General features: G+C 38.8%; 8 protein-coding genes and 1 pseudogene. 3 read left to right on the top strand and 6 right to left on the bottom strand.

The genetic code is table 11. From position 1 onward, the window contains the following. Window positions 1-532: 532 nt before the first annotated feature. Window positions 533-970 carry a DUF5675 family protein gene (locus tag L950_RS23075; protein ID WP_021191030.1) on the bottom strand — a complete coding sequence of 146 codons (438 nt, stop codon included), beginning with the start codon at window positions 968-970 and terminating at the stop codon, window positions 533-535. 67 nt (window positions 971-1,037) lie between these two features. Beyond that, on the bottom strand, window positions 1,038-1,634 hold the full coding sequence (locus L950_RS23070; RefSeq protein WP_156169830.1) for a DUF6266 family protein: 597 nt from the start codon (window positions 1,632-1,634) through the stop codon (window positions 1,038-1,040). 1,269 nt (window positions 1,635-2,903) lie between these two features. On the opposite strand from L950_RS23070, the pseudogene L950_RS23065 reads away from it, so the two are divergent. Further along, window positions 2,904-3,500: pseudogene (locus L950_RS23065) on the top strand (DUF1080 domain-containing protein); the annotation flags it as partial. 169 nt (window positions 3,501-3,669) lie between these two features. On the opposite strand, the gene L950_RS23060 reads toward L950_RS23065, so the two are convergent. The 3 genes from L950_RS23060 to L950_RS28970 all read right to left on the bottom strand — a co-directional run bounded on the left by L950_RS23060 (window position 3,670) and on the right by L950_RS28970 (window position 5,279). Continuing rightward, window positions 3,670-4,029 (bottom strand): helix-turn-helix domain-containing protein, encoded by a 360-nt coding sequence (locus L950_RS23060; protein ID WP_021191026.1) that lies wholly within the window; start codon window positions 4,027-4,029, stop codon window positions 3,670-3,672. Between the two features lie 66 nt (window positions 4,030-4,095). Beyond that, the gene (locus L950_RS23055; RefSeq protein WP_021191025.1) at window positions 4,096-4,815 is read right to left on the bottom strand and encodes a hypothetical protein; all 720 of its coding nucleotides are present in this window, start codon (window positions 4,813-4,815) and stop codon (window positions 4,096-4,098) included. Then, window positions 4,812-5,279 (bottom strand): hypothetical protein, encoded by a 468-nt coding sequence (locus L950_RS28970; RefSeq protein WP_021191024.1) that lies wholly within the window; start codon window positions 5,277-5,279, stop codon window positions 4,812-4,814. The genes L950_RS23055 and L950_RS28970 overlap by 4 nt, the downstream gene beginning before the upstream one ends. A gap of 312 nt (window positions 5,280-5,591) precedes the next feature. Here L950_RS28970 and L950_RS23050 point away from each other — a divergent pair, with 312 nt between their 5' ends. Further along, window positions 5,592-5,984, top strand: coding sequence for a hypothetical protein (locus L950_RS23050; protein WP_021191023.1), 393 nt, complete (start codon window positions 5,592-5,594; stop codon window positions 5,982-5,984). A gap of 92 nt (window positions 5,985-6,076) precedes the next feature. Further along, a complete protein-coding gene (locus L950_RS23040; protein ID WP_156169829.1) occupies window positions 6,077-7,039 on the top strand; it encodes a helix-turn-helix transcriptional regulator in 963 nt (320 codons plus the stop codon). 398 nt (window positions 7,040-7,437) lie between these two features. Here the strand turns inward: L950_RS23040 and L950_RS34470 are convergent. Then, window positions 7,438-7,640: hypothetical protein (locus L950_RS34470; RefSeq protein WP_037526720.1), on the bottom strand; the 203-nt coding region annotated here is incomplete at its 5' end.

Below are 7,640 nucleotides of genomic sequence, written 5' to 3'. Positions count from 1 at the left end.
TTCTGTCTGAGTGAAACGAGGTTAAATTCATTTAGCTATTTAAGGTGAAATAGCATAGAGAAATACAGCCTTGATTTATGGATTCATGTCTGTTGTTTTCGGCATCCATGGTCTCCCTACGGTCGGCTTTTGATTACTTTTTATCAAGAAAGCTCTCGAAGAGACTCTTGATTACCTCGTTAAATCAAATCATTAACGAAAAAAGTAATTCGCCCAGTGCCTGCGACAGAGGCACAACACCACTTTTTTTACTTCGTCACTACAACACAGCCGAAGGATTATCCAAAAGGCCTAGTATTCCGACTGCGTAATTTCACCGATGAAGAGGCGTTAAAAATGAATTTCTGTTTGAGTGAAACGAGTTTAAATTCATTTAGCCTATTCGAGGTGAAATAGCATAAAGGAATGCAGCCTTGAGTTTTGGATTCGTGTTGTTTTTTTGGTATCCATGGTCTCCCTCCGGTCGGCTTTTGATTACTTTTTATCAAGAAAAGTAATTCGCCTTGTGCCGGCGACAGAGGCACAAAACATATTATGTTACTTCAATAAACACATGCCCTTTGAGCATCATTTCCACCAATTTTTCGTAGAGCTTTACATATGCCCTTTGGGACTGATAGATTTCATAATCACCATCTAATAAAGCCATTTTATTTCCGACCAGCACACATCCGGAGGTATCTCCGATATTATTGCCGATATGGATATAGACATAACTAAAATTTGGTATATCTAGGATCTCGATCATGCCACGGTGCAGCTCAGGGAATCTTTTGCGGTAGCGTGCATTCATCGCACCGTAAGTATTGAAGCCAAGCCGGTATTTACCAGACGGAATTGCGGTGCTTCCTTTAATTTTATTTTCCCGCACAGCATCTTCCAGACCGTAGCCGACAAATTCGCCATCGAGGTATAATTCAGACAAGGTACTTTCCTTCCCCTGTTGAGTACGGATTAATGTTAAGTTCATCGTTCATAAGATTTAGAGATTAGGGAAGCGAACCAGCGGTTCACCTCCCTAAAAACAGATGTACAGGTTACGCTAAAACAAGTTCGCCGAGGTAATAACTCAACGAAGTTTTGATGCCATCACGATGCCCCGTGAAGATCCATCCTTCCAAAGTATCACCCGAATAGCTCACCGGTAAAGGCAGCGATAACGATGCATCCAACCGGGTTGCCGATTCCATGATACTGAAGAAATTCTTCGTTTTATTGTACATGAGCAACACGACCGAATCATCCGCAAAAGCGTTGAACTTATTGATTTCCGGAGACCAGGAAATCTCCAGTTCACCCGCATTGATTTCCGCCCATTCTACCCCCATTAAATTGGAGAGCGCACCTTTGGAGATCACCACTTTCGAGTAGTCAATTTCCAAACTCGGATAAGTTCCTGTTATTCCATTGTTAAGCAAAAACTGCAATGCTTTGTTGTATCCTGTAGCTTTGCCCTGCAGTTTATCCGAATACCCCAGGTTGAGCACATCTTTGATCGGCGAAAGAAAAGCAACCGCCAAAGCAAATTTTGTACGCTGTTCCATCTGACCAACCGTAGCCTTTTTACCTGTGATTTTTGGTAGCGATTTGACATAATCTACGCTTCGCCACGAACTCCCTACGACGCTGCCCACTTTACCTGAATACGCGCCTACAATACCTTTTAAAAATCTTGCCATTGTGTTAATTTTAAACTGTTTACATGATGACCTGCATGCCGGTCGTTACTGATATCGAGAACTAAAGTAGAGGCAAAAACAAGGAAAAAAGAGTAATGATCGTGTATGATAGCAGATGAAAGGAAGCCCTATCATTGCAGATCAAAATCTGCCGTATTAGGACAAGAAAAGAAATCAAGAATGGTGGTCCTTCGAACCAAGTTTGGTATTAAATGCAGACTGAATCGGGATAGATTCGACAATTTATCGGCAGGTGTTTGGCAGTTCTTCGGCAACTTGTCGAAGCCCAGTCGAACCGCTGTCGAAGCCTACCCGAGCAAGTCTCGAACCTGTCTCGAACAGCAGTCGAATCGCTCTCGAACAGCAGTCGAACCATTCCCGAACAAAGGTTATAAAAAAGTAATCTGAAATGATAGGTTGAGAGTCCAAGAATAGATCATTTTAGATCATCTAAACTCATCGCCCTTCTTCCAATTGCAGATTCCATTGAAGTATGTAATCTAAGATTTACCTTCAGTAATCAATACTATAGATTAATATTTGTGAAAAAATTGAAAATAATTCTCAACAATTTCACTATATATTATGGTGATAATTAAAATCTGACCAGAAAATTATACCTTCCTAAAAACTCAACCTTCCTCTTCTTATCACAGTCCCATTAAAGTATGGAATCAACTATTTATCCATCAGTAATCAATACTACTAGATAATATTTGTGATTAAATTGTAAAATTATTATTTATAATTTCATTGCATTTAATATCACTGTGGTAGTAAAGTCGACAGAAAAGACTTACACCTTGAGTAAAACCTTTTTTAATCATTATGAGCGAACCTGTAAAAAATAAATCTAAAATGTCATCAACAGACAGTTTAATACTTTGTTTAGCCAATGAAATTTATCGAGACGGAAAAACATGCCAGGTATATGTTCAAAAATAGCGATACTTCGGCAGAAGAATCGCTGGTAAATAGTTTAAATTTAATGCAATTTTATGAGTATTTGCAACAATTTGAACACCATTAAGACCGATAATGTGAATTATTAATATTATTTGCATAATATTGCACATATAAAAACAAGTTATGATGAAAATTAAATTAGTAACAAAATGCTTAGTTGCATTCGCTACAATTGCGATGCTATCTTCGTGTAATGGGGACAACAGGGTAACGCAAAACACCCTGACTGAAAAATAACAAAAGGAAGGATGGCAGCTATTATTTGATGGGAAGAACATTTCTCACTGGCATATTTACAATCAGGGTTCTAACCATTCGGCCTGGGTGATCAGAAATGAAGAATTATACTGCGATCCTGAAAGTAATGCTCAAAAAGGAGATTTACTGTCGAATAAAGAATATTCTGATTATGAATTACGATTTGAATGGAAACTTGAAAAGGAAGGAAATAGTGGTGTATTTGTAAATGTACAAGAAAAAGAAGAAATCCCTCAAACCTGGCAATCTGGGCCTGAATACCAATTATTGGAAGACTCGCACGCAGACATGGTCAACCCGCTAAAACGTCCAGGTTGCTTATATACCTTTACGCCACAAATGAATTTTGTAAAAACTCATCACCGCAGTGAATGGAATCAATCGAAAGTAATACAAAAGGGTGGCATATTATCATTTTATCTGAATGACATACAAACAGCAGAAATGGATCTGAACAGCAAGCGTTGGAAGGATATGGTGAAGACCAGCAACTTTAAGGATTATCCGGAATTTGGAAAACATATCAAAGGAAAGATCGCATTACAAGATTGGTCTAGAGGGGTTTCTTTTCGAAACATAAAAATTAAAGAACTATAGAGATCAAGTATCAACTAAAAAATCCCTATTCATGGTGAATAATAACCTTTTAACTGAGACAGACTCCCTATCACTGAATATCAAATCAGCACATAGCAACTTGAAAATAAAGCATTTCAACACTCTTGTTGAAATGCTTTATTTTTACTTAAAAAGAAGTAATTCCAGATCAGATCCGTCCTCTTCTTCTGCCCTCCTCCAGTTGCTGTGACAAATCTTCTTTATAAAAATAATGGCGCTTTCCTTTTCTCCGCGGTATCAGTTCTCCCTGCCGCACCCAACGGTAATAGGTTGCAGTTGAAATATTAAGAATTTCAATCACCTGCTGGATATCCAATAGTTCGGGATGTTGAGATTCCCCCTTTTCAGCTTGCGCTTGATACTGTGTTTGGACAGGTAAGGATCCGTTTACCCGTCGAGAAGATTCTTCCAGCAAATTGATGATGATTTCCAGATACTGGCAGATTCGTTTCATTAAACTTAACATAAAAAAAAGTGTAAATGCCCGGTACCGGATCCATGGATTCATAAGTCAAGATTGCAAAACTTACAAACCCATTACCTGAAGCGATTGAACAATTAGTTTTATCGCTGCTCAATCTGAACGAAAAGTATCGTACAATCTTGAAGCATCCATTTTCAGCAAGCGATCATATTCCCAAAATTTTTCAAAATTAGGTCGCAGCCGTTCGGTTTCGAGCAACTCATCTATGTGTTTTGTATCCAGATTTTCATCCAGCTGAGTTCTAAAAAAACTGATCAGTTCAACCCGTTTTATCTTACTTCCTTTTATGACGGGAAGCATATTTTTTTTACAGTAAAGCATATTCACAAAAGCTTTATTGTTTAATTTGACGATCCACGGATTATTTAACAATGCCTCAACAGCTTCATTGGGCAATAGCCATTTTTTACCGTTAGCATAAATACCAAAATAGACTGTTTCAACCCGTTCAATGATAATCAGCTCAAGCACAAATCTAGTATGATCCGGTAATGGATTCTTCCAAAAATTGCGTTCGCAGATATACTGCAGAAGTACATCTACGCTACGTTCTTCAAGCCACAGCAGAGGCAGTTCATCACGGCCGCTATGTAACGGCATTTCCGTTACCTGATCTTCCAGTTTTTCGGTCTTTTCCCGCAGCTGTTCTACTTCAAAGCTCAATTCCTTATTTTCAATCCGCAACTGCTGTGCTGCTTGATCATGTTCATGTATGTTGGCAATTAATTTATAATACTGGCTCTTGACGGCCTGTTTACGGACCAACAGATCTGTATTCTCTGTTATTAATTGCTCTTTTAAATCAATCAAATTATGATTGACAGATTGTAACGAATGGTTCTCTTTCTGCAGCTGCTCCAATTTCCAAAAGAAAAAAGAGTACGCTCAGGCTCAAAGAACAAATAGAGGCAATACAAAAGCAAGGGTATGATGAAAAACCAAAAATCAGCGGCGAAGTACGCTTTTGAGAACAGAGAAGCTGTCGATCTGCCTACGACCACCGTGTACAGTAACAGCATATGAAAGCCCCATACCAATCCTGCAGTCATAAATAAAAAGAGAGGAAGTGTCGACCATAACGGTCTTTTCTTTGTGCCTTTAGAAAAAGTAAACAGTCGATACTGTACCCAGGAGATATAATACAGATAGAGAAATGTCAAGGGGATTGTAAAAAGGATCGTCAAGACCATAACCGGTTTTTTCAGACGGTACATCGGTTCAGGTAAAGCACTACCAAGATTAATCAAAAAAGCAAAAATAATAATACCTAACACATAACAAATCGTATTAGGACTCGATTTTAAAATTCGCATCAAAAATATTATAAATGGTTTAGGAAAATAAGTTTAATAAAACGATACAATATATAAATATAGCACCTTATTTTAAATATAAAAAATAAGACTGACAGCTTTTTAAATCAAAATAAATCCTTGTAAGCATGAAAGTTAATTTAAAAAACCTATAGGTGATAAAAATAAATGTTCCCAAACGGGAACATTTGCGAAAAGCAACCTAAAACACTCTTGACGACATCATTAAATGTGTTTTTATTTGTAGTTCATTAATAACCAATAAATATTGTCATGAAAAAAAATTTTGATAATCAAGGCGTAAACGCGTTTCAGATTGAAGTATTTTCTTTAAGTTCCATAGCCCGGCAAGCCATCATTAACCTTGCACGGACAGACCTCGCTACACTGTTATTGGACAATTTCTATCTAGATATCAGCCAGCAGGTTTACGTTTCCAGTATGACCCTCCAATTCAAAACAGAACTTGGAAATAAAATTGCCGAGACTTGGGAAGCAGGGCTACATGTACACTTTCAGAAATACGCTGCTGCGAAAGATGAACATATTAAAGATCTCATTGTCCTTGATCCCAATCTGATCAACAATGATATTTCAGAAACAGATAGCGAACAGCCCTTGGCATTCCGATTACCCATTTCCATCACGATCAGATATCGCCAGTAATAGTTTTAAAAAAAAGAAATATTGTTCCGATCCCAATCCCTTTCTTTAATTCCCAAAATTAGACCTAACTATGAAAACGTTATTATGAACTTGTGGGGATAGAACCAAAACTGACCGAATACCCAGGTTCGGTCAGCGATGGGACTATTCATCTTCCAGGCGCGCAGACCCGTCATTGGAAAGCCGACGGCACCGCTATTCAGGAAGAGATCCTTTATACGCTGGTGGGCACCGTCTATTGCTATTATTTTCAAATCGATCAGCCTACCCAGATCCACTTTGAGACAAAAACTCCATTCGTCCAACTCTACCATATGATGGACATCAAAGGAAAAGGTACGCTCACACAGCGATGCAGTGCACAGACATTCCCTTTACTGGATGGCCGTGGAGTATACCTGTATACACCAAAAGACCTGTACACGCTCCATCTGGAAAGAGGACATTACCTCATCTACGGTTTCTGCTTCCACCCCGAGATCTTGTTTGCTGCAGACAGCGGTGAACCCGAATTTATCCGGCCTCTGCTCGATGCCTTTCAGCGGCAGCTGCCCCATCTGGTCGCGAGTATAGACTTCAAAGCCGGTCTGCAGACCCATGAGAAGCACGTTGAACTGTACAATATGCTTATTCAAGGCAAAGTGTGCAAAGCGCTGTGTATTTTACAGATATTGCAGGCACTCTTTGATCTCAGTATCCGTAAGATAAGACATGTTTATGAGCAGCACCACCCCAATCGTATGCTGGTCGATAGTGCCCGGGATATGATAATCAATCATTTCCAGACCAAGGAAGATGATATCACGCTGACCGAAATTTCCGGCAAGCTCAAATGTGCACCAAACTATCTCAACAAATTGCACATCGTGCATTACGGCACCAATCTCAATACTTTCAGGAAAGAAACCCGTTTGAATAAAGCTAAAACACTTCTACCGAACAATAAAATTCTCTATGTTGCACTGACATGCGGTTTCAAAGATCAGGGTTCATTTTGCCGTTTTTTTAAACGGGAGACCGGTTATACACCACAGACCTATCAAAAAAACAAATAAAACCGATCCGGGCAACTCATTTGACCGATTAGGTTAACTTCCCCGCCCCTATACTCCCCTATCTTTGAGTAAGATAACCAAACAGGAAATAAAAAGAGGTATCATAATTTAGGTTTATAATTGGTTGCGATCTCCGGCTCCCAGGGAGCTGGAGATTTTTAAAAATCTAAAATAGGAACAGCAATAAGAAATACCAATACCGAAGAAAAACAAAAATTACAAACATGAAAATCCAACAACAGACAGACCAAGTCGGATATCCAGATCGGTTACCACATCATCCGCGCCGTGCGAGCTTAGAAACAAGCTGCCGATCATCAGCATACCGCTGTAGGGTTCGCGATCAACTTGCGCTGGGTAGCAAGGTCCGCTTGGAACGTTGTTGTTATTCAGAAGTATTAAAAGATAGCAAATTCTCCGGTTATAGAAGCATTAGTGCAGCGCTCTAAAGTGCGTACATTAAAAACAAGCTGAAAATCATAATAAGCTATTAAAGCAACGATATTATGAATAGATAGTAAAAGAGTAAAAGGAATATAGGTTAATATATAAATAATAATGTCATGATTAACAATGCAGGTATTAAACAGTACCGTCGCAA

The sequence above is a fragment of the Sphingobacterium sp. IITKGP-BTPF85 genome, assembly GCF_001006065.1.
Lineage (GTDB): Bacteria > Bacteroidota > Bacteroidia > Sphingobacteriales > Sphingobacteriaceae > Sphingobacterium > Sphingobacterium anhuiense.
Note: the sequence above shows the minus strand (reverse complement) of the source record. Positions and strands in the feature narration are given on the sequence as shown.